The following is a 22,744-nucleotide window of genomic DNA, read 5'->3' on the forward strand; positions in this document are numbered from 1 at the left end:
ATTATCCGTAGACTGCTTCCACTGCGGCACGCGCGACGTCCGGCTTGTTGCTGATAATCCCGTCAACGCCCATCAGGACGCACTCCTTCGCTCGTTCGAAGTCATCGACCGTCCACACCCAGACCCTGATCCCTCTGCGCTTCGACGCCTTGACCAACTCGGGGCTCAACCCGCCCTGGTTGACCCCGATCATATCCGCGTGGAAGTCGAGAGCGTTGGCAACGAAGTCGGGAATCCGCGCGATTCTGTCCTCGGGCTGGGCGGCAACCAGGTACAGGAACGGCAGTCTCGGGTTTGCCTCCTTCACCGCGGCACCGTTCGCGCCGTCGAACGCGAATATCACGGTACGTTCAACCTGTCCGGCTTCCTCAACCAGGCGGACGACTTTCTCCGCGATGCCGCTTACCTTCAGCTCGATGCAGTATCCCGCGTTGCCGGGAATTGCTTCGAGCGCCTCCTGAAGAGTCGGTATCTTCTCCTCTGCGTACTCGGGGCCGAACCACGCGCCCGCGCTGGGAGCCTTGATCTCTGCCAGCGTAAGATCCGATATCTCGCCTGTCCCCTCGGTGCAACGATCGAGCGATTTGTCGTGCGAGACGACTATCACGCCGTCACTGGAGATGCGCACATCGTTCTCGATGAGGTCGAAACCCATGTCGGCCGCTTTTCGGAAAGCGGCGAGCGTGTTCTCGGGGGCGTATGCCGATGCCCCCCGGTGGGCGATGACCAGCGGCGCTCTCGGATCGTCGTGCTCCGTCGAGGATCTTCCGCGTGTCACAGCGCACAGGGCGGCGATAAGAATGATGGGCAGAGCGTAGAATGAGATGAAATCGTGCATCTGTGCCTCTCCGTGCCTTCTGATGCGTTCACTATATCAGCGCGTGCAAACGGGTGTCAATCGGGGGTCGGCCGCGAGAGGTCTCTGCGATTGCGATGCCGGGGGGAGGGGTGTAGCTGCCTGCCGTCGAAATGTAGTCGTGCAACAATACCAGCCGAGGTGAGCCGGTCGTGGTCGATTCCGAGTGTCCGAAGATCAACGTAGCGCTCCATGTCCATACTCTCTACTCGCCGTGCGCCGAGACGCGCCCTCGCGACGTGGAGGAGTACTGCCGTGAGAACAAAGTGGATGTGCTGGGCGTCACCGATCATGACAGCATATCCGGCGCGCTCGAACTTCAGGCCGTAGCTCCGGGCCTTCGCGTTATCGTTGGCGAGGAGATCAAGACACGGCAGGGTGAGATCGTCGGCCTGTTTCTGAAGCACGAGATCGAACCGGGGCTTGACGCCGTCGAAACCTGCGAACTTATCAAGCGTCAGGGCGGCCTCGTCTACGTCCCGCATCCTTTCGACCCGTTCAAGATCAACCGCCTCAAGAAGCCCGTCCTGCTGGAACTGCTTGACATGGTGGACATAATCGAGGTGTATAACGCGAAGCTGATCACGCCGTTCTTCAACATCTCCGCCAGGCGCTTCGCGGAGAAGCACTGCAAGGTTGGGGCAGCCGGCAGCGATTCCCACTATCTGTCCGCCATTGACATCTGTGTGAACGAGATGGATGACTTCGGCACACCGGAGGAGTTCCTTCGCAGCCTCGCAAAGGGACGTCTGGTAACCAGGCGAAGCGGCGTGCTCAGGGCGTGGTACGTGGGTCTCAAGAACGTTGTGGTCGGCGAGGGCCACCACGTCAAACGCTTCGGCCGCCGCTGACGAAGCGATAGGCCCCTCTCCTTTGGCCGTCCCGAATCCAAGTCCGCGGAGAGGCTATAATCGACGGTGACGCCGCCTGTGTCAATCTTCTGACCGCTAGCTATCTCGGCGCTGTGGCCCACACCGCGACATCTCCGCTCCTGAGCGGGCCGCCTGCCTCGTAGAAGAAGGTAGGCATCTCGGTTGCGTTCGTGAGCGTCTGAGCGGCGATGCGGAAGTGATCCGGGAGCAGCGACGCCGAGTCCGGTCTGGCGTTGTCAACGACCTGCATCTTCACGAGTGCGGGGCGTCCGTTCAGCGTGCCTCTTCCCGCCATGAATGCGGTGTTGTCCTTGACCTCGAATGTGTCAATCCGAGCGACCGATATCTGCACCCTGGGGCGGATCGTAGTCGAGACAGGCTCGCACTCGGCGTAGGCAATGCTGCCCTCCGGAACGTCGCCGATTCTGTCGGCCGCGAACTTGAACCGCCCGAGGCTCCTGCCGACCGCTATCGTTCCCGCGCCCCGGGCGTGCAGGTCGGGCGGAGGAGGTGCGCTGAACACCACCAGATCGCCCTTGACGACGCCTCCGGCTCTCTCGAGTATTACTGTGAGAGGTCCCTGCGGCTTGGCGACGATGTGGAACCAGTCGCCGCTCGGAGTGTCGTCGAGAACTTCGATCATTAGGTCGGCGGGCATTCCGTTCCAGGTGCCGACGGCCCTCACGACGGCGAAGTTGCCGGTGATCGTCATTTCGGTGACGAGCCTGGTGGTGATGAAAGAGGTGCGTCGCCCGGCGGCGTCGGCCTCCGAGTAGCGGAATCCGCCGTAGAGCGCGCCGCCCGCTCTCCAGACGTTGACATCGAACGCGCCGATGCCCTTATCGAAAACAGGGATCGCTCCACTTCCCCTGACCCCGGCCTCGGGCGGAGGAACGACATCAGTGGACTGAGCGAGTGCCGCACCGCATCCCAGCGCGGTCAATGCCGCCAGCAAGACTAGGAGTATGCGCTTTTCCATCTTTCATGCCTCCTGTGCAAGCGAAGTTTTCCGTTCAGAGGGGCAATAGACTCTAATGTTACAGCAACATCAACCATGTATCATTACCCTTCATGGGAGGGATTCAAACCCCCGCCGGCAAATATCGTATAATGTCTGCGTGAGAGATCAACTCGGGGAGGTGTTGCATGAGTCTGCGTTACTTTTCTTGTCTTGTCGTCTTGTGCTGCGCTAGTGCGGCCGTGCCCGTGTCTTCTTGGGCCGAGAGCGCGGCGCTTCCGGTATACCCGGGCAGCGAGGTAGAGTTGGAACTCAACCTCACTCAGAACGATTTCCTGCCCGTCATCAAGCAGTGGATCGGCCTCGCCCCCGCGATGCTCGCGGGCGCTCTGAGCCAGGGCACTGTCAACGGGCCCGATCGTTCGGGCGATAGCGGCGATGGTGCTGCCGTGAATCCGCTGGCCGGGCTGATGACCGAGGAGATGGTCAAGGAGATTCAGGAGGTCATGGCAGGACTCGAACAAGTGTCGGTGATAGCGTACAGGCATCCTAAGGGAGCCACACCGGACCGGATCGCCGACATGTACATGCAGAAGCTGGGTCTCAGCAAGGGATGGCAGCAGACTCTGCGTGTCAGCCAGAGAGAGGCCGCAGTGAGGCTCTATGTCAAACCCGACCTCTCGGCGATGTTCGGAACGGTGGTAAGCGACGGCCGGGTGGCCGCTCTCCGCACCGATGGCAAGGTGGACTTCGCGAAGCTCGGCGCACTTGCCGCGAAGTACTTGCCCGCCGTGATGAGCCTCAAGTCTGGCACGGAGAACAGCGTTCCCGATGAACCGGTAGACGAGCAGGGTGGGCTGAACGGAGAGTCGAGTAAGTAGGCCGGGCTGTCCCAACCCAGCGAGTGTTTGCGGGGAGGTCGCTATCGGCCTCCCTGTTGCCCAAGGAGAGAGCTTCTATGAAACAGGACAGGAGTTTTTCCAGGCGCGATTTCATCAAGGGGTCAGCGGCGGCGATCGGGCTCGGAATCATCGGTGCGGGACCCTCGATGGCCGCGCCGAGAGTTCTGGGGGCTAACGATCGAATACTGATCGGCGTGATCGGATGCGGCGGCAAGGGCACGGACCATCTCAGAAAGCTGGTTGAGAAGTCCAAAGATCCGGCTGCGAGGATCGCAGTGGTAGCCGTGTGCGACATCTACGAGCCAAGGAAGGATCGGGGAAAGCGCACTTGCGGCGGCGACGTCTATCACGAGTACCGCAAGCTGCTTGAACGCAGCGACCTCGACGCCGTAGTCATCGCCACGCCCGACCACTGGCACGCGCGCATGGCGACGGATGCGATGGAAGCCGGCAAAGACGTCTATCTCGAAAAGCCGATGACCTACACCTGGGAGGAAGCTCGGGAGTTGGTGGGCGTTGTCAAACAAACGGGCCGGGTCCTGCAGGTAGGCGCTCAGTCGTGCTCGGACGACCGGTGGTGGAAGGCGAACAAGCTCATCCGAGACGGCGCGATCGGCAAGGTCCTGTGGACTACCGGAAGCTTCAGCCGGAACTCCACCCGGGGTGAGTGGAACTATCCGATTGACGAGGGGGCGAACGCGGATAACCTCGACTGGAAGGCGTTCCTCGGCTCCGCGCCCAAGAGATCGTTTGATGTCGAGAGGTTCTTCCGATGGCGCAAGTACTGGGACTACTCGGGGGGAATCGCGACCGACCTCTTCTATCATGTACTCTCCCACTTGCAGATTGCGCTCGGTCCCGAGTTCCCGAAGCGAGTCTCGGCGGGCGGCGGCATCTACGTCCAGCACGACCGCGATGTGCCCGATACGTTCCACATGATCATAGATTATCCCAGCGATCATTCGGTTGTGCTCTGTTCCTCGATGGCGAACCGACAGGCGATTCCGGAACTTATCCGAGGCCACGAGGCCACCATGTACTTCGAGGGTCCTGGCGTAGTCGTGCGGCCCGAGGAGGAGTTTGCGGATCGGCGCCAGGAGATCAGCGTTGCTCTCGAACCGAGGCTGGGCCACATGGAGAACTGGCTCGATTGTATCAGAACGCGGAACAGACCGCATCTGGATGTCGAGACGGCGTACAGGACGATGGTCGCGATAGGCTTGGGGGTACAGTCCTATCGCAAGGAGAGGGTGATGAAGTTCGATCCTGAGAAGCAGAGGGTGGTCTAGCCTGATTGTCGGTCGTCGAGGGTAGCAGTGGATAAAACGATCACCATCCGCATGAAGCGCCCGGCGATGGGTTGCGAGTTCGAACTCGTTCTCTGTGGGGCGGACCGGCAGTACCTGCTGGACGCGGGTGGAGAGGCATTTGAGGAACTTGAGCGCCTGGAGGAGCAGCTTAGCGTCTTCAGGCCGGCGAGCGACATATCCGATATCAATGCGCGCGCCGGCTCCGAGCCGGTCCGTGTGGATCCGAGGCTCCTCAATCTCCTTCTGCTGGCGAAGCGGGTCAGCGCTGATACCGGCGGCGCGTTCGACGTATCCTCCGGGCCGCTGATCGAGAGGTGGTCGAGAGTCGCCGACGGCCTTCCCGTGCCGACTGCGGAGGAAATCGCGGAACTTCTGTCTAAGTGTGGGATGAGGCACTTGCGGCTCGATGAGGAAGCCGGTACCGTCCGGTTCGAGCACGAGGGGATGTCGCTGAACCTCGGCGCTCTGGGCAAGGGGTATGCCGTCGGTGAGATGGCGTCTCTTCTTCATGACCGCGGCATCGGGGCTGCTCTGATCAGCGGCGGTGCGAGTTCTATCTACGCGCTGGGACGTCCCCCCGACGATGGTGCGTGGACGGTGGGCATCCGCCATCCGGTAAACCGAGCCGAGCGGCTGACGACGGTTCGTCTGTGCGATCGATCCCTCTCGACGTCCGGCGGCCACGAACGCTTCGTGGAAGCGAATGGCGTCAAGTACAGCCATGTGGTTGATCCGCGCACTGGCTCTCCCGCAGGGGATCTGATGGTCGCGGCAGTGATAGGACGCGACCCCGCCGAAGGTGACGCGCTCTCGACTGCTCTCCTTGTACTCGGCAAAGATGGGGCGAGAGAATACTGCGACGGCCACGCCGAAGTGAGCGCCCTGCTGGTTGCCGGTAGTGCAGAGCAGTCGCAGCCGGAGATCATGCGAATGGGAGATTTCTCGTAGGTGCCGCGCCTCAGTGCCGGCCATGTAGGTGATGGGGCCGGCACTGAGACGGGGCCGCCATCAGAGTAATCCGGAGGTGTTTGTTTCATGAGTTCTTACGACGAAGGCGCTCTGAACCGCCGGGACTTCCTGAAAGGTTCAGCCGCCGCAGCTATGACGCTGGGCGTATCCGCCCGAGCGTTCTCACAGCAGTCAAACGAGCAGGAGGTCCGATGCGGATTCATCGGAGTCGGTACGGAAGGCTCGATGCTTCTCGGAAAGTTGCTTCGCGTGCCCGGAGTCACGGTTGCCGCGGTGTGCGATATCTACCCACCGAATCTCAAGAAGGGCCTGCGTATCGCGAGAGGCGCCCGGGGTTACGAGGACTACCGCTGGATGCTCGAGCGGGACGACTTGGATGCCGTACTGATCGCGACTCCTCTGTACCTGCATGCCCCGATGTCCATCGCCGCTATGCAGTCCGGGCGGCATGTCTTCTGCGAGAAGATGATGGCGTATTCGATCAAGGATGCGAAGGCAATGCTCAGGACTTCGCTGGACACCGGCAAGTACCTCCAGATTGGACATCAGCGCAGGTACAATGCGCTCTACAATCATGCCTACAAACTGATTCAGCAGGGAGTCCTCGGCAAGATCACTCACGTCCGTTGTATGTGGAACCGCAACGGAAGCTGGCGCAGGGCAGTACCCGATCCTCAGTTCGAGCGCCTTATCAACTGGCGCATGTACTCCGAGTACTCCCAGGGGTTGATGGCGGAACTCGCCAGCCATCAGACACATGTCGTCAACTGGTTCCTCGGCAGCACGCCCGTGTCGGTCATGGGCATGGCCGGCATTGATTACTGGAAGGACGGCCGCGAGGTCTACGACAATGTGAACGTCCTGTTCGAGTATCCGGAGGGAGTCAAGCTGTATTATCAGTCGCTGACGACCAACCAGTACGACAGCTGCTACGAGCAGTTCATGGGCGACAAGGGCACCCTCGTCGTCACTCCGGGCAAGGCGCAGCTCTTCAAGGAACCGAGCGCGGAGGATGTCATGTGGGCCGCCGCGGCTCACAAGGAGACGGTCGGCGGCAAGGAAGCGATCCTTCTCGATGCCGATGTCACCGCGAGGCTCAAGGCGCAGGCAGGCGATGGGGAGCAGATTCAGGCCGGCGAGAAGAAAGACGACTACCTCTCCGAACTGGAGGACTTCATCGGGTGTATCAGAGAGGGGCGCCAGCCGGACTGCGACGGGCAGGAGGGCCTCGAGTCGGCGGCGACGTGCCTGCTGGCAAACGATGCCATGGCTCAGGGCAGGAAGCTCTTCTACAAGCCCGAGATGTTCAAGGCCTGAAGAAGGCCTTTGTTTGGCAGATGCCCTCCTGCTGAGGGCATCTGCCTTTCCTAGAAAGAGGATAGAAATGCATTCAGGAGCAAGGGTATTCGCGGCCATTCTGGTACTAGCCATCGTTATCGCAGTGCCTGCATCCGCAGAGCAGTTCATCAAGCCGAATGATCGAGTGGTGTTCCTCGGCGACAGTATCACGGCTCAGAGGTTGTACACGAAGTACGTCGAGGACTACTTCACCACATCCCATCCCGAGATGAACGTCACGTTTGTGAACGCGGGTGTTGGCGGCGACCGATCCAGTGCCGCTCTGAACCGCGTGGAGAAGGACGTCATCGCAGCGAAGCCGACTGTTATCACGATCTGCTTTGGCGGGAATGATGCCGCCTACAGGCCGACTGTAGACATGAAGGGGCTCCAGACGTTCAAGGATGGACTCAGCAACCTGATCTCCCACATTCGCGCCAGAACGGATGCGCGCGTGGTATTGCTGACTACCACCTGCGTGGATGAGACCCGCAACAGCAAGCTGAAGGGTTACAACCTCACGCTCTCCCGCTTCATCGCGGAGACGAAGAAAGTAGCCGCAAAGGAAGGCGTTCCCGTCATAGATCTCTTCCACCCGCTGCGAGCGGCCCTGGCTGTCGGGCAGCGCACAGATCCCTCGTTCACACTGATTCCGGACGGCGTCCATCCGAACGAAGCCGGACATCGTGTCATGGCCGATACCATCCTGCGGGCGTGGGGCGAAGCCCCCAAGTGAGCAGATGCGTTCGTGGGACGTGTCTCAGGGAGGATACCACTGTGGATGAGAAGTTGACGCGACGGGAGTTCCTGTCCAAGGCGGCTGTGGGCACGGTCGGGATCGCGCTGGCAGGGACGGGGATGCTCGCATCGCCGAGGGCCTACGGCGCCAATGACCGGCTCTCAGTCGGCGTGATCGGCTACGGTCAGCGATGCCAGAGCCTGCTCAAAGACTTCGAGAAGGCCGCGAAGTTCTGCAACGCCGAGATCACCGCGGTCTGCGACATCTGGACCAGGAACCTCGATGCCTGTGCCAATCGGGTGAAGGGCTGGGGCGGTCCGGAGCCTCGAACGTTCCGCTATATGGAGCAGTTGCTCGCGCTCGACGACCTCGACGGTGTGATCATCGCCACCTGCGACTTCCAGCACGCCACAATGTTGGCGCAGGCCGTTCGCGCGGGGAAGGACGTCTACTGCGAGAAACCGTTTGCCAACGACCTAGACGATGCGAGGGATGCGCTGAAGGCTGTTGAAGATTCCGAGCGCATCGTCCAGATCGGTACTCAGCGCCGCAGTGAGGGCAAATATCAGGCGGCCGCCGAGTTCATAGCTGCGGGAAAGCTCGGCACGATCAGCAAGGTTGACGTCGAGTGGAACTACTTCGGAGCGCGGTGGCGCAGGGCCGATGTCGGCCAGGTCAACCGCGAGGACACCAACTGGCGGCGCTTCCTGATGGGGAAGCCCTACCGCCCGTGGGACCCGCATCAATACATGGAGTGGCGGCTCTTCCGCGACTTTTCGACGGGCATCCCCGATCAATGGATGAGCCACATGATGGATGTCGTCCACTGGGTCACCGGCGAGGACTATCCGAAGTCCGCAGTGGCGATGGGTGGTACATATGTTTGGAGGGACGGCCGGCAGAACGGCGACACGTTCCAGGCCCTCCTGGAGTACCCGAAGGGCTTCCTCTGCAGCTACTCGACGAAGTTCGGTAACTCGGCGGGGGACCACATGGTCATCTATGGCACCAACGGGACGATGAACATCGAAACATCGGAAGTGACCGGCGATGGCGGCGGCGACGAGAAGATCAAAGAAAAGATCACGCTGGAGAAGTTGCCCGGCGTCAACCACATGCAGAACTGGCTCGACTGCGTTCGCAGCCGCAAGCAGCCGAACGCTCATGCCCGCACGGGGTACTGTCATTCGATTGCCACGATACTGGCCGTCGCCGCAATGGAGTCAGGTCGGCGCGCCGTCTATCACCCTGAGGAGATGCAGATCTCGCTCGGCTGAGGTGTGGAGTATGCGCCGTCACCCGAGCTTGGTGCGGGCGACGGCTCGGCCTGGGAGCAAGTGCCTGAATATGACTGAGACTCGCCGAACGATCAGTGTCCTTCTGTTTGTCCTGCCGATCCTCTGTTTCTCTCTCCGGTCAGCCTTAGCGCTGGAGATCAGAGTACGCCTCTTGCCGGAGCACTCGGGGGCCGCCGTGCCGATCTCGGTTCGGACGGACGACGACGTCCCCGACAGCTCGAGGTATTGCCTGCGTGACTCTTCCACAGGACGGCGCGTTCCGTTCCAGTACGACCGCAGTTCTCGGACGATCGAGTTCGTGGTTGACGCCTCGGAGACTGTCGGGCCGGCGCTCAGAACCTACCGCCTGGTCCCGGGAACGCCGGTCTACGGAGACGGCATGCGCATCGAAGACATGGACGGCAAGTCGTTGGTGATCCGAGAGGGCGACAAACCGCTTCTGGTCTACAACTACCGCTCCCGCCTTCCCGATGGAGTCAATGAGAAGTATAGGCGGTCGTGCTACTTTCACCCGGTCTACGGCCCCTATGGCGAGGTGCTGACCGACGATTTTCCCGCGGATCACTTCCACCACCGGGGGCTGGCCGTCATGTGGACGCACGTCACCGTCGGCGAGAAGGACTACGATCTGTGGGGGATCAATGGCATGAGGGCGCGTCTCGGCAAGGTGCTGGGAATCGAGAACGGCCCGATCTACTCGCTGCTGAAAGTTCGCCACGGGTGGTACACAGTCAAGTCGGAGCGTGTGGTGGATGAGACTTGGACGGTCAAGGCCTACCGGGAGTCGGGAGTCGGCCGGGTGGTCGATTTCGACATTCTCCTTGAGGCGGTCGGCGAGCCGGTCAGCATACGGTCCTCAGACCGCGGCTACGGCGGCCTGAACGTCAGGTTCTCGCCGAGGGAAGACACGGTCCTGTACAACGACAAGGGCAGACTTCCGGCCGACTGCGACAAGGAGCCGTTTCTCTGGAGCGATCTCTCCGCGACGTTCAGGGGTGCCGAGGCGGTCTCCGGTGTGTCTATATTCGACAATCCGGGCAACGTTCGTCATCCGCAGACCTGGAGCAACAGATACTACGGCGTCCTGAATCCCGCTCCCGCCGTCGAGCCGCTGATCATCACGAAGGATCAGCCGCTTCATCTCAGTTACCGCATCTGGATTCACGCCGGAGACATCGAATCCGGCAGAGTCCGCCAGGCCTACGATGCCTACGTCAATCCGCCCCTGGTGGAAATCAGGAACAGGTAAGGAGTTGCATTCATGTCCCAGCAGAAACTCACCCGGCGCGATTTCATCGCCGGATCGGCCGCCGGAATCGCGGCTGGCGCTCTCTCCGCCGGTCCGGCGGCCGCCAGGGTCATCGGCGCGAACGACCGACTGAGCATCGGCATCATCGGCGCCGGCGGTCAGGGCCGATACCAGATGTCCCAGATCATCGGTCTGGCCGATTCGATGAATGCCGAGATTACGGCCGTCTGCGATGTATGGCGGGTCAGCATGAACGCGGCCGTTGATATGGTGAAGAAGAAGTGGGGGCGGGAGCCGCGGAAGTTCACGAACTACAACTCCCTCCTGTCTCGCAAGGACATCGACGCGGTCATCATCGCCACGCCCGACTACCATCACTCGCGCATCCTGGCGAAGGCCGTTCGCGCCGGCAAGGATGTCTACTGCGAGAAGCCGATGGCATCCGACTTCGCAGATGCGAGAGAAGCCCTCGAGGCCACTCTCGAGACCGGAAGGGTTGTGCAGATAGGCACCCAGCGCAGAAGCGACGGCCGCCACAAGGCGGGCGCGGAGTTCGTACGCTCAGGGGCGCTCGGAAAGATCAGCCGGGTTGAGTGCGCCTGGAACGACTGCGGGCCGAGATGGCGCAAGGACGTCTCGAACGCAAAGGCCGAGGACGTCAACTGGAGGATGTTTCTCGACGGTCTCGAAGATCGCCCTTTCGATCCCCACTTCTTCCGGGAGTGGCAGCTCTACCGCGATCTCTCCATCGGCACCATCGGACTGCTGGGCAGCCACATGATAGATGTCGTCCACTGGTTCATGGACGATGCTCTGCCGACCGCCGCGGTCGCGAGTGGCGGCAACTTCGCATGGAACGACGGGCGCGAGAACGAGGACACCATGTATGCCCTGATCGAGTACCCGAAGGGCTGGGTGCTCAGGTACTGCACCGGGCTGGGTAACGCCCTCGGCAACAACTGCTACTTCTTCGGCACGAACGGCACCTTCGACACCAACACCTGGAAGGTGACGGGCGGGGGAGGCAGCGGGTCGGACAAGATCGCCGGCGAGACCGAAATCAAGCCCGTGGGCGGCGAGAACCATATGCAGAACTTTCTGGAGTGCGTCCGGAGCCGCAAGCAGCCGAACGCCGACATACACGCCGGATATGCCCACGCCGTCGCATCGCTCCTTGGCGGTCTAGCTCTGCGCAAGGGAAGGCGCATGGTGTACGACGCGGCGAAGCGCGAGATAAGCGAGGGTTAGCTGCTATGTCACGTTTTCTGACCGGATTGTTTCTCTTTCTGGCAATATCGGCGGCGGGCGCGAGCCCCGGTTACCGAACCGCCATCGTCTCATCTCCTGATCACGACTGTTCAGAGACGCTCGTGAGTGCGGTTCTCACTCCGCCGGCGGGGTTCGGGGGCGTGATCGTGAGGGGTCCTTCGGGCATCGTGCCGTGCCAGTACTGCCCCGAAGGCAATAAGATCAGGCTCATGTGGATCGCCGGCGCTCTCGGCAAAGGCCAGAGCCGTGCGTATCGAGTCGAGTTCGCTCCGGGCTCGAAGCCGAAGGCCTCGCAGGGCGTGCAGATCAAGCGAATCGCGGGGGCAGTGACCGTGGCTCTTGACGGTAAGCCGTTCACCACTCTCCGCTTTGCCGACGGCCCGAAGCCGTACCTGTACCCGGTGATCGGCCCGACAGGTGACCCGGTGACGCGGAACTATCCGATGAGAGAGGTCGAGGGTGAGACGAGGGATCACCCGCACCATCGTTCATGGTGGTTTACCTTCGGCGATGTCAACGGCGTTGACTTCTGGTCCGAGAACGGGAAGGCCGGCAGGATAGTCCAGACGAGGCTGGAGGTCGCTGACTACGGCCCGGTGTTGGGTCGGATCAGGACGCAGAACGACTGGGTGGCCCCCGACGGCAAGATAGTCTGTCGTGACGCGAGTGAGATGCGCTTCTACCGCGTTTCAAGCGGGCGGATGGCCGATCTCGATGTGACGATACGCGCCACGGAGGGTCCGGTCACCTTCGGCGACACGAAAGAAGGTATGATGGGCTTCCGTGTGGCGTCCTCGATGGACGTTGATCGCAAGCAGGGACACATCGTGAACTCGCGCGGCCAGAAGGACGGCGATGCTTGGGGCAGGGCGGCCGAATGGTGCGACTACTACGGGCCGGTGAACGGGAAGACCGTCGGCATCGCTGTCATGGACCATCCCTCGAGTTTCCGGCATCCGACGTACTGGCACGTTCGCACCTACGGCCTCTTCGCCGCGAATCCATTCGGCATCGGCGATTTCCCGGAGGGCAAGGGCAAGGACGGAAGTTACACAATACCCAAAGGCGGCGAACTGAGGTTCCGATATCGGGTCTTCATACATACGGGCGCGCCCGACCAGGTCGGTGTATGGCGCATCTTCGACACTTACGCGCGCCCACCCGTCGTCACAGTCAAGTAAGCGGGGCCAGTAGGCCGTTTTCGCGAGGTGAGCATGAGCAACTTCACAACCTTCGACCTGATCGTCGTACTCGTGTATCTGCTCGGCATCGGCGGCATCGGAGTCTACCAGGCCGTAAAGATCAAGAGTTCCGGTGACTACTTCGCGGGCGGCCGGAAGTTCAGCAAGTGGCTGATGGTGATGCACGCCCTGGGGACCGGCACTCACGCGGATGACCCTGTCGGAGTGACCGGCGCTGCCTACAACCACGGTCTAGCGGGCATCTGGTACACTTTCGTGTACCTCTTCGTCACGCCGTTCTACTGGCTCGTCGCGCCTCTGTTCAGGCGGTCCCGCTTCATCACGACAGCGGACTTCTTTAAGGCGCGCTTCGGCGGCGAGATGGCGATGCTCTATGCGGTCATGGGTATCCTGATGTTCTGCGTCAACATGGGTACCCTGCTCAAGGGCACCGGCTCGATTGCGACCGCTGTGACGCAGGGCGCGATCCCGGAGTGGGCGGCCATCGCCGCGATGACGGTCGTCTTCGTCGCGTACGGATTCGCGGGGGGTCTGATCGCCACGGTGATCACGGAGTCCATCCAGGGCGTGCTCATCGTGGTGATGTCGCTCCTGCTCGTACCGTTCGGCCTGTCGAAGGTCGGGGGCTTCTCGGGCCTTCACGAACTCGTATCCGCCGACAAGTTCACCCTGCACGCGCCGTCGGAACTGACCATCCCGTGGATCATCACCGGCTCCGTTATGATGCTGATCGGGATCGTCGCGCAACCGCATATCATGGAGGTGTGCTCGACCGGTAAGACCGAGTTCGAGGGCAGGGTGGGGTTCACCTACGGCAACTTCGTTAAGCGGTTCTGCGCGATGGGCTGGGCCTTCACCGGAGTCATAGTCCTGGCGATGGTCGCGTCGGGAACGATACCTTCGCTGACCAACGAGACGCGCGAAGCGGCGTTCGGCATCGCGATCCGAGTGCTGCTGCCCGCCGGGCTGACCGGCCTGATGTTCGCGGCGATCCTGGCGGCGCAGATGTCGTCCCTCAGCGCGTTCATGGTCGCGGCGTCGGCGCTCCTCAGCAGGAATATCTACAAGGAAAAGATCAACCCCGCCGCGGACGACAAGCATCTCCTCCGGCTAGCGCGCTGGGTCGGGCTCGTGATCGTCGCGTTCGGAGTCGGGTTTGCGTTCATGGTCGAGGGGGTTGCCCAGGGTCTCACGATCTTCTGGGCGATGGCGACCTTCACCGGGGTCTTCATGTGGTTCGGAGTCCTGTGGAGGCGCGCCAACACAACGGGCGCGTGGCTGTCGTTTACGATCATGGCCTGCATCTGGCTCGCTCTCGGCCCGTTCGGCGCCATGCTGAAGCCCGCCATCTCCTTTGCTCCCGACTGGCTCGGCATGTACGGCGACAAGAAGGTTCTGCAGTTGCTTGCGCTCTCCTTCGTTCCTGCGGGTATCGTCGCGCTTGTGATTGGCAGCCTCGCTTCAGAACGGTTTCGGAGCAAGCTGCCGGCCTATGCAGGTGCTGGAGCGGTTGTGCTCGCGTGGGGACTCGTCGTGCCGCATGGGCGCGGCTTCGGGTCGTGGATGAACCCCTCGCAGGCCGAACTAGTCATGGGGACGTGCCTGGCATCCGCGCTCATTGCGCTGGTGCTCGGCAGCGTGTTCAGACATACGCCCGACCAGCGCAGGCTGGATCAGTTCTATCTGCTCCTCAAGACCCCCGTCGGCCGCGAGGGTGAGCTGATCGAGGCGGGCGTGAATATCGTCTACGCCGGGCACAGCGAAGGGCATCCGTGGGAGCTGAAGCACCCTCGGTTGGTGAATGTCGTCGGCTTCCTCGTAGCGGCCGTCTTCTCGCTCGCCATCCTGGGGTTGCTGTATTTGCTCGCGGGGATCGGCGCATAGGTCATATGTGCCATATGGGTTTGATGACGCGTCGAGAATGCCTCAAGCTGGCAGCGGCCGCCGGGGTCGCGGCATGGATACCGACACCCTTGTTGGGGGCGGAACTGCAATCTCTCCCCGGCGCGGGTGCGACCGGAGACGGAAAGGAGGCCGAAGCAGACATGAAGCTCGGACTCGTAACATACAACATAGCCGGCAAGTGGGATCTGCCCACGCTGATCGAGAAGTGCGTTTCGGTCGGCATCGAGGGCGTCGAACTCAGGACGACACATGCTCACGGCGTCGAGCCGTCGCTCGGCAAGTCGCAGAGGCGGGAGGTTCGAAAGCGCTTCGGGGACTCCGGGATCGCACTGTGGGGTCTGGGGTCGGTCTGCGAGTTCCACCAGACTGATCCGGCCGTCGTGAAGAAGAACGTCGAGGATTGCCGGGCTTTTACGCTCCTTGCGGTCGATGTCGGCGCCAAGGGAGTCAAAGTCCGACCGAACGGCTTCCCTGAAGGTGTATCCCGGGAGAAGACGCTCGAGCAGATCGGGCTTGCGCTGAGGGAGTGTGGTCGGTTCGCGGCCGATCACGGTGTCGAGATATGGCTTGAGGTTCACGGCAAGGATACCTGCCACCCGCCTCATATCCGGGCGATTCTCGACCACTGCGATCATCGGTCGGTCGGGGCGTGCTGGAACTCGAACGCGGCCGATATCAAAGACGGCTCAGTCAGTGAGTACTTCGAACTCCTGCGGCCGGATATCAAGTCTTGCCACATCAACCAGATCTGGACCCCCTCGTATCCATGGCGTGAACTATTCCGGCTTCTGAAGGCGTCGAAATACGATCGTTTCACCCTGGCGGAGATTCCAGAGAGCGCGGACCCGGACGCGGTGCTGCGCTACTACCGTGCGCTGTGGGCGGAGTTGACCAGATGATGAACAGGCGAGGGTTCCTCCAGACCGCCGGATTGCTTGCCGCGGGTGCCCTCGGCGGCCTGTCCGCACGGTCCGCGGCCGCCGGGCCGATCACGCGCAAGGGTGACTCTGTCTTCCGGGTCGGGTGTGCCGCGTTTTCCTACCGCAAATACATGACGGCACAGGAATCGCCGATGACGTGGGACGACTTCCTGAATGTCGCCGCGGAGATGGGCCTGGACGGGGTGGAACTTACCTCCTACTACTTTCCGCCGGACGTGGACGTTGCCTACATCAACCGCGTGAAGCGCAGGGCTTTTCTGCTCGGCTTGGATATCTGCGCCACCTCGGTCGGCAACCGGTTCACGCATCCCGCCGGCGCCGAGCGCGACAAGCAGATCGCTCTCGTGAAGGCATGGATAGACCATGCGTCCGAGATGGGCGCTCCGTGCATGCGCGTGTTCGCAGGGAGTGTGCCGCAGAACTCGTCGTCCGAGCAGGCAATGAAGTGGGTGGTCGAGTGCCTCGAGGAATGTGTTCCTCTGGCCGAGCAGCGAGGCGTGATCCTGGCGCTCGAAAACCATGGAGGAGTGACTGCCGGGGCCGGCCAGATCGTCTCGATGATCGAAGCCGTCAAGTCCGACTGGGTCGGTATCAATCTGGACGCCGGCAACTTCCGTACGGACGATCCCTATGCCGACATCGCTCTAGCTGCTCCCTATGCCGTCACAACGCATATCAAGACGGAGGTGCGACCGGCAGGGCAGGATGCCCGTGCCGTGGATCTTAAGAAGGTGACTGAGATACTGAGCGGAATCGGCTACCGCGGATATCTTACGCTGGAGTATGAGGGTCAGGAAGATCCGAAGACCGGAGTTCCGGGTTTCATTCGCAAGTTGAAGGACGTTGTCGGGTAGAGAGCCTGCCCAATGGAGGTAAGCAATGAGGATTCTTAGAGTGAGTGTCGGCTTGGTGCTGGGAGGTGCAGTTATTATGACCGCAATGTTGGCCGGTCCTGTGGAATCGAAGGCTCCGACGCCTCGTAAACCTCGGGTGTACATCGCTTGTGAGACGTACAGCATAAGGAACGTCATGTCGAAGGAGCCCGCCGAGGGCAAGTACGACCATATCGGCGTCATGAAGCTCATGAAGGAACTCGGCATGAAGGGCGTGACGTTGAACGACATCTGGCTGAAGTCGGCTACCGACACCGCGTATCTCGACCAGATCAAGAAGGCCGCCAAGGACAGCGGCATCATCATCGCAGGACTTATATGCGAGGGCAACCTCTCGACGACCGACGACGAAGCCTGGAACAGACAGATCGAGGTAGATGCCGAGAAGATGCGGGCGGCTGCATACCTCGGCGCGCCGTTGGTCCGGCTGAACCTGGGCGGCCTCGGCGACCAGGCGAAGGACGATACCATCGGCACGGAGAGGTGCATCGCCGCGTTCAAGAAGCTCCTTCCGCTCGCGAAGGAACTCAATGTCAAGATGACGATAGAGAACCACGGCGGGCCGTCGAAGAAGGCCGACAACATCATTCGAATCATCAAGGAGACCGATCCGAAGTGGGTCGGCTCATGCCTCGACTTCAAGAACTGGCCGCAGGATCTGATCCTCGAGGAGAACGCCAAGCTCGCTCCTTACGCCTACCATGTTCACGCCAAGGCGCATACCTTCGGCGAGGACGGCGAGGAGACGGTCGTACCGTTCGGAAAGGTTCTACAGATGCTCAAGGATGCGCGGTATAGGGGCGCGGTCTCGATTGAGTTCGAGGGCGGCGGCGACCAGATCGAGGGCGTCAAGAAGACCCGCGACCTGATTCTGAAATACTGGAAGATGTAGCAGGAGACGGCGGGATTCAGCCCGAAGCCGGGAGAACGGAGAGCGCAGAAAGAAATTGGGGCAGGAGTTCGACTCCTGCCCCGATGGCATTGTGTGCTGCCGTCCGCAGTCACCCGTCACTCAACTTCTTCCAGTTCGTATTCGCTCGACCCAAGCCCGAGCTTCTCCGCCGCGCGCACCTGGATGTACGGGTCCTTGCCGTGGATGCGGTGAAAGAGGTGTCTGCCCTCCTGGTCGTTCATGACGAGCGGCGGCGGCACTGTCCCCGGGAGAAGGCTGCGTCGGTCAATGCTGTCGAGCGTAGCCTGCTCTATGGAAACGATGTCCTTTGCGGCGAAGATGCCGATGTCCGGCACGAGGTTGGCGCTCGTGAAGCCCCAGCAGTCGCAGTACGGCGTGACGTTGAGCGCGAAGTTGATGAACGCCGCGTTCCCTTGCGGGAAACGGCTCATGACCGCCTGGACGGCGATGGCCGTCAGTTCCTGAAACGAGGCGGCGATCTCGTCGCGGATCGAGAGCGCCCCCGTAGGGCATAGATCGTTGCACTCGAGGCAGAAGTTGCATTCGTGGAAGCCGACATGCAGCTTCATATCGTCGGCGAAGCGCATCGCGCGTACTCGACAGTGTTCCGCGCACTTCGCGCAGCCGTCGGAGTAGTGCGTGCATTTGTCCGCGTCCCAGTAAGGATCCGCATGCTGGACCATGTGCATTGCGCTTCGATTCTTGCCGATCATCGCCCCTAGCGCGATGTTCTTGATGGAGGCGCCGAAGCCCGTGTTCCCGTGCCCTTTGACGTGCGACAGGCATACCAGATAGTCGGCATCCCATACCTCTCCGCCGATCTGCAGCTCAGGCAGGTTCTTGTAGTCAATGCGATGGGCGTAGAAGTATTTGTCGCCGCTCCCCGCGGCTGGAAGGATAGGGCAGCCGATCGTCTCCGTCGTGTAGCCTCTCTCGACGGCCGACATTGCCCCTCCGAGCGTGTCTGTGACGAACGGACGCCCACCGGCGCATCTGATGAACGAGACGAGTCTGCGGACGAACAGCGGGTGGATCGTCGAGTAGCCGATGTTCCCGCCGAGGTGCATCTTGATGCAGACCCGCTTGTCCTTGAGTTCGGGCGCGATGCTGAGGCGATCGAGGACGCGGTCGAACTTGGCTGGGAGAGTCGAGTCCGCCTTGAGTTCGCGCGCGACAGCCGAGGCGAAGAATACCTTGCTCATTCCAGTGATTGCTCCCTGATGAAGTGGGTTTACGCGCCCTGATTATCCCCGAACCGGCGCCGGGTGTCAAGGTTTCATCGGTCGGGGAGGCCGACTTCAGTTGAGGATCGAGCCTCTTGACGTGATCACGGTCGCGCCGGCGCCTCCCAGGCTCACGGCCGCCGGCATTTGCCAGGGATACGGCAGGATGCGTCTCGGTCTCGCGGCGAACAGGCGCTCGAGCAGATCGTCGGCGGGATCGGCTGCCGGCCGCGATGCGACCGTCGTGCGAGGCATGTTCGGCGCGAGCTGAGACCGGTATGACGCGTACAGCTTGGGCGTTTCGTACACGACCAGGAGGTTCGTCATGCTGCGGGCGGGCCTGACGATCGTACTGCCGCGGTAGTAGAGGGCGGTGGAACTGCCGCCGTCGAGGTTCAGCGCGTCAACTGCGCCGAGGTGGCGCATGACCTTCGCCAGTTCGCTCAGGTATACGGGGGTGCTCGTCGTGACGAGTATCAGCTTGTTCGAGTCGGTCATGCCGACCGCCGTGCGCGGCTTCCGCCTGAAGATCTCCGGGTCCCGGAAGCCCTCCGACTTCGGCGCTACCGACGGCTTGCCGTTCCGTACAAGCGTGGGTCCGGTGCAGAGAACCGTCCGGCAGCCCGCCCAGTCGGAGGTTCGCCCTTCTCTCATGCTCTTGAAGTCCACTCGCCCTTGGTCCGTGACGCACAGGGCGACGCCTACAGATCCCGAGTGAACCAGCTTGCCCTCGATTACGATGTCTCCCGTGGGCCTGTAACTGCGGGTGCAGAAGAACGTACCGGTGATCGCCGCCGTAGGATTCAGCCTCTCGACCATCGCCCCGAATGTCTCGCTGGTGCCCGTGCCGTTCTTCGCAAGGGCGGGGGTGACGCGCACGTTCGGAGATGCCATGTTGACGTAGACGACGTTGGCCGACACGCCGCTCCAGCGCACTTTGGTGTAGGAGACGTTCTCGCCGTAGGCCAGTTCAGCGGCATACAGCAGGAAGGAAACGGCGAACAGCAGCGTCATCCTGGTTCTCATGGCACCTCTCCTCATGTTCAAACTCTCACTGCTGAGCTTGCATGATCCGTGCCGAACCGCCTACGGTAAGTACCGGTTTTCTGGATGCGAGTGACGCCGGATCGGAACCGCCGGAACAAGCCGGTATTATTACCTGTTTTCCGTGTTTGGTGCTTGACAGCCCGAAAGCAGGCAAATATACTGGGAAAGTAGATTACTTGCCGTAGGCGTGGGTCGGATAGTCTGCAGAGGCAGGATGTGCAGAGACACTCGCGTCCGGGCGCATGATGGTTTGCGTTCTGCTTGCAGTCTCGTTCTCAGCGCAGTTTTGGAGCGACGAAGATGCGACGGCCGAACGTTTCGAAACGCGAGTTCGTCTTCCTGGCGGGCGAGCGAAGCTTGGAAGCCCGAATCCTCAATACGTCTTCGGACGTGCTGGGATCGGGCTTCTTGAGTTACCGACCCAGCATGGGAGAGGGGTGATGCGAACGGATCATATCTGCCCCGCAATCACCACCGGCTCATAAGGCCGGCAGCGACGATAAAAGGAGGTTGTTGAGAAATGTTGAAGAAGTGCATTCTCTGTCTGTGCCTGATGTCTGTCGGCACATTGCTGGTGTCGGGTGCCTCTGCGCAGACTCCGGTGGACGCCGTCGCGAGTGCGGTCGCCAATAGCGGGGTCTTCCCGGAGGGCACGAGCGTAGTCGGTGTCACCTATGACGACACCAGCGCGGTAGTTGATCTGAGTGGCGAAGCCATCACTCCAAACTTCGGCGATGCTCTGTCGGATGCAATGGTTGAAGCCATCACGGATGCTCTGGCCGAGTTTGAGAACATCAAGGCCATCGAAGTCACTGTTGCCGGCAAGCCTCTGTGGGAGTACCTCCCACAGGCCGACGCGTCCGTCGCGTCTACCGCGCCTTCCCTTCTCAGAGCCATGTCCGTGCAGGCTCCGCTGGTCTCCGGTGTGGCAGCCCTAACGAGCGAGTTGGCGGGCAAAGGCGTCGGCCTATACCCGAGCCACGGCATGTATTGGCATCAGGGCTACAACCGCTGGTTCGTTTCTATGCGGACCTTGTGTGGGCCGAATCCCAGTCCTCCTCTTCCCGCGGGGTGGGATTCGACTTGGCAGAGTGTCTACCAGCCGAGCAACTACTACTACTGGACAAAAGGCTTCCAGTGGGGATCGTTCTATGAGGACTATCGCACTCCGCAGGAGATCACCTTCCTAAAGGCTTACTGTGAGTCGTCAGGTGCGAACGTCATCGTGGGGAGAAACCTCGACAAGGCCGCGGGCGATTTCGACTACAATGCCTACGGGTACCCAAACTGCGCGTATCCGATTCCGAAGTGGGCTACGGCTGCAAAGTACTACCTGCAGGATATCGGTGCGCCCGAGGCGGTCTGGAACGAGCCTTCTCTGACCGCTCAGACCGACAAGGATATCCGGGCGAGGCCGTACTGGACCAACTATAACATGGTTGAGCCCGTATTTGGCGAAAAGAAGTGGCCGCTGACCGCCGCCGAGAAGGATATCGTCAAGAACAGGCCGGACGTCTGGGAGAACTGGGTATCCATCCACTTGCACACCAATGCGGCTGGGGCCGGCACTGCTCGCGGCACCGAGACCTACTGGTATACCTCGACCTATCCGTGGCTGCAGTCGAAGGCTCAGGCTCTCGCCAAGTCGTTCAACGACGCCATGATCAACGCCATCAAGAACGAGTACGATGGTTTCTGGGCGGAAGCCATGTACCCAGTCGGCCCGAACCCGCCGGAGTGGCCCAGCGGCACCTATCGCGGATACGACCACGATGGGCCCAGCACTCCCAGTACCACTTCCGGATGGCAGGACCGCGGCGTCAAGACCAGCAACTTCGGCGAGATCCGTGAGGCCATGGTACCCGCGGTCTTGACGGAGCTTCTCTTCCATGACGATTGGAAGTTCTACCCTGACCACGTGTTCGCAATGGATCGAATCTTCCAGTCCACGGTTGCCTGGGGCATGTACGAAGGGATCTGCAACCACTTCGGAGTTACCCCGAAGGCAAGGCTGGCTGCGGCCGTCGAGAGCATTGACGTCCCGCAGGTCGTTGCCCCGGGGCAGGCGTTCACCGGCGCGGTGACTGTCAAGAACCTCGGCCAGGCTTGGTGCTGGGGTGACAAGTGGGTGGATATGATCTACTTCCCTTACACGGTATGGTACCTGGCCGCGGCTGCGGGCGATCCGTTCGTTCCGGCCGGTACGAAGCTCGCGGTGCCCAATGCTGCTCCCGTGTTCCCTGGCGACTCGCTCACGTTCAACCTGACGCTCACGGCGCCTGTCACAACCGGTCAGTACGCCACCGAATGGCAGATGCTGAAGGATGATGCACGGGGCGGTGCGTTCGGCGATGTCGCGTCGGCGCGGATAGAGGTTGCGAACTCCGTCGGCAAGGTAACGGCAGGCGGATGGTTCGATCTTGTGGGCAAGAAGGCTACATGCGGTTTCGTCTGCGAGTATGTTGATGGCGCGGCCGCTCCCACCGGCAGCCTTAGCTATCAAGACCACGACCTGAAGATGAGCGTGCAGGCTACCGAGATGATCGCGCTGGGAATCGCTGGCAACCAGGCCTGGTTCTATGCGAACTGCACAATCAACGGTGAGCCGGGACACTGGTTCCGTGTGGATGTCACCGACAACGGTGAGCCCGGTAGCGCTGATGTGTTCAAGATCACACTGGATACCGGCTACACTGCGGGTGGAACCCTCGGTGGAGGGAATGTCCAGATCCACTAGTGCCAGTGGCAGGCTCGAAGTTACCATCTTCGAGTCAAATCGGCAGACAGGCCCGGCGCGATGGCGCCGGGCCTGCTCTCTTATAGCCCACCCCGCTCTTGGCCTACCTTTGTCCCAGTTCAC

20 protein-coding genes are annotated in these 22,744 nt (G+C 61.4%); 16 read left to right on the forward strand and 4 right to left on the reverse strand.

Going from position 1 to position 22,744, the window contains the following annotated elements:
* Position 1: 1 nt before the first annotated feature.
* On the reverse strand, positions 2 to 838 hold the full coding sequence (locus tag KBC96_02965; GenBank protein ID MBP6963347.1) for a glycerophosphodiester phosphodiesterase: 837 nt from the start codon (positions 836 to 838) through the stop codon (positions 2 to 4).
* Positions 839 to 1,008: 170 nt separating this feature from the next.
* Between KBC96_02965 and KBC96_02970 the strand changes: the two genes are divergently transcribed.
* Positions 1,009 to 1,707, forward strand: a complete 699-nt coding sequence (locus KBC96_02970; GenBank protein MBP6963348.1) for a PHP domain-containing protein — start codon at positions 1,009 to 1,011, stop codon at positions 1,705 to 1,707.
* A 100-nt stretch (positions 1,708 to 1,807) separates the two neighbouring features.
* Here the strand turns inward: KBC96_02970 and KBC96_02975 are convergent, their stop codons facing one another.
* Positions 1,808 to 2,707: a hypothetical protein gene (locus tag KBC96_02975; GenBank protein ID MBP6963349.1), complete on the reverse strand. Its 900-nt coding sequence runs from the start codon at positions 2,705 to 2,707 to the stop codon at positions 1,808 to 1,810.
* A gap of 284 nt (positions 2,708 to 2,991) precedes the next feature.
* Between KBC96_02975 and KBC96_02980 the strand changes: the two genes are divergently transcribed.
* The 13 genes from KBC96_02980 (at position 2,992) to KBC96_03040 (ending at position 17,593) form a co-directional block, all read left to right on the forward strand.
* The gene (locus KBC96_02980; protein MBP6963350.1) at positions 2,992 to 3,567 is read left to right on the forward strand and encodes a hypothetical protein; all 576 of its coding nucleotides are present in this window, start codon (positions 2,992 to 2,994) and stop codon (positions 3,565 to 3,567) included.
* Between the two features lie 77 nt (positions 3,568 to 3,644).
* Positions 3,645 to 4,877 (forward strand): Gfo/Idh/MocA family oxidoreductase, encoded by a 1,233-nt coding sequence (locus KBC96_02985; protein ID MBP6963351.1) that lies wholly within the window; start codon positions 3,645 to 3,647, stop codon positions 4,875 to 4,877.
* Between the two features lie 27 nt (positions 4,878 to 4,904).
* On the forward strand, positions 4,905 to 5,846 hold the full coding sequence (locus tag KBC96_02990; protein MBP6963352.1) for an FAD:protein FMN transferase: 942 nt from the start codon (positions 4,905 to 4,907) through the stop codon (positions 5,844 to 5,846).
* Between the two features lie 87 nt (positions 5,847 to 5,933).
* Positions 5,934 to 7,184 (forward strand): Gfo/Idh/MocA family oxidoreductase, encoded by a 1,251-nt coding sequence (locus KBC96_02995; GenBank protein ID MBP6963353.1) that lies wholly within the window; start codon positions 5,934 to 5,936, stop codon positions 7,182 to 7,184.
* Positions 7,185 to 7,251: 67 nt separating this feature from the next.
* A complete protein-coding gene (locus KBC96_03000) occupies positions 7,252 to 7,941 on the forward strand; it encodes an SGNH/GDSL hydrolase family protein (GenBank protein ID MBP6963354.1) in 690 nt (229 codons plus the stop codon).
* Between the two features lie 41 nt (positions 7,942 to 7,982).
* On the forward strand, positions 7,983 to 9,221 hold the full coding sequence (locus KBC96_03005; GenBank protein ID MBP6963355.1) for a Gfo/Idh/MocA family oxidoreductase: 1,239 nt from the start codon (positions 7,983 to 7,985) through the stop codon (positions 9,219 to 9,221).
* Positions 9,222 to 9,393: 172 nt separating this feature from the next.
* A complete protein-coding gene (locus KBC96_03010; protein MBP6963356.1) occupies positions 9,394 to 10,491 on the forward strand; it encodes a PmoA family protein in 1,098 nt (365 codons plus the stop codon).
* A 12-nt stretch (positions 10,492 to 10,503) separates the two neighbouring features.
* Entirely contained in the window at positions 10,504 to 11,739 is a 1,236-nt protein-coding gene (locus KBC96_03015) for a Gfo/Idh/MocA family oxidoreductase (protein MBP6963357.1), read from the forward strand.
* 5 nt (positions 11,740 to 11,744) lie between these two features.
* Positions 11,745 to 12,941 (forward strand): PmoA family protein, encoded by a 1,197-nt coding sequence (locus tag KBC96_03020; GenBank protein MBP6963358.1) that lies wholly within the window; start codon positions 11,745 to 11,747, stop codon positions 12,939 to 12,941.
* Positions 12,942 to 12,974: 33 nt separating this feature from the next.
* The gene (locus KBC96_03025) at positions 12,975 to 14,846 is read left to right on the forward strand and encodes a sodium:solute symporter family protein (GenBank protein MBP6963359.1); all 1,872 of its coding nucleotides are present in this window, start codon (positions 12,975 to 12,977) and stop codon (positions 14,844 to 14,846) included.
* A 161-nt stretch (positions 14,847 to 15,007) separates the two neighbouring features.
* Positions 15,008 to 15,766, forward strand: coding sequence for a TIM barrel protein (locus tag KBC96_03030; protein MBP6963360.1), 759 nt, complete (start codon positions 15,008 to 15,010; stop codon positions 15,764 to 15,766).
* Positions 15,763 to 16,662, forward strand: a complete 900-nt coding sequence (locus KBC96_03035) for a sugar phosphate isomerase/epimerase (protein MBP6963361.1) — start codon at positions 15,763 to 15,765, stop codon at positions 16,660 to 16,662. Before KBC96_03030 ends, KBC96_03035 begins: the two co-directional genes overlap by 4 nt.
* Before the next feature lie 175 nt (positions 16,663 to 16,837).
* Positions 16,838 to 17,593, forward strand: coding sequence for a sugar phosphate isomerase/epimerase (locus KBC96_03040; protein ID MBP6963362.1), 756 nt, complete (start codon positions 16,838 to 16,840; stop codon positions 17,591 to 17,593).
* 116 nt (positions 17,594 to 17,709) lie between these two features.
* Here the strand turns inward: KBC96_03040 and KBC96_03045 are convergent, their stop codons facing one another.
* Both KBC96_03045 and KBC96_03050 read right to left on the reverse strand, forming a co-directional pair.
* Complete coding sequence (locus KBC96_03045; protein MBP6963363.1) at positions 17,710 to 18,816, reverse strand: DUF362 domain-containing protein; 1,107 nt, start codon at positions 18,814 to 18,816, stop codon at positions 17,710 to 17,712.
* 96 nt (positions 18,817 to 18,912) lie between these two features.
* The gene (locus KBC96_03050; protein ID MBP6963364.1) at positions 18,913 to 19,863 is read right to left on the reverse strand and encodes a phosphodiester glycosidase family protein; all 951 of its coding nucleotides are present in this window, start codon (positions 19,861 to 19,863) and stop codon (positions 18,913 to 18,915) included.
* A gap of 321 nt (positions 19,864 to 20,184) precedes the next feature.
* Here KBC96_03050 and KBC96_03055 point away from each other — a divergent pair, with 321 nt between their 5' ends.
* On the forward strand, positions 20,185 to 20,325 hold the full coding sequence (locus tag KBC96_03055; GenBank protein MBP6963365.1) for a hypothetical protein: 141 nt from the start codon (positions 20,185 to 20,187) through the stop codon (positions 20,323 to 20,325).
* A gap of 79 nt (positions 20,326 to 20,404) precedes the next feature.
* Positions 20,405 to 22,621 (forward strand): GerMN domain-containing protein, encoded by a 2,217-nt coding sequence (locus KBC96_03060; GenBank protein ID MBP6963366.1) that lies wholly within the window; start codon positions 20,405 to 20,407, stop codon positions 22,619 to 22,621.
* The last annotated feature ends 123 nt before the right edge of the window (positions 22,622 to 22,744 follow it).

It is taken from the genome of Armatimonadota bacterium (assembly GCA_017993055.1).
Taxonomy (GTDB): Bacteria; Armatimonadota; UBA5829; order DTJY01; family DTJY01; genus JAGONM01.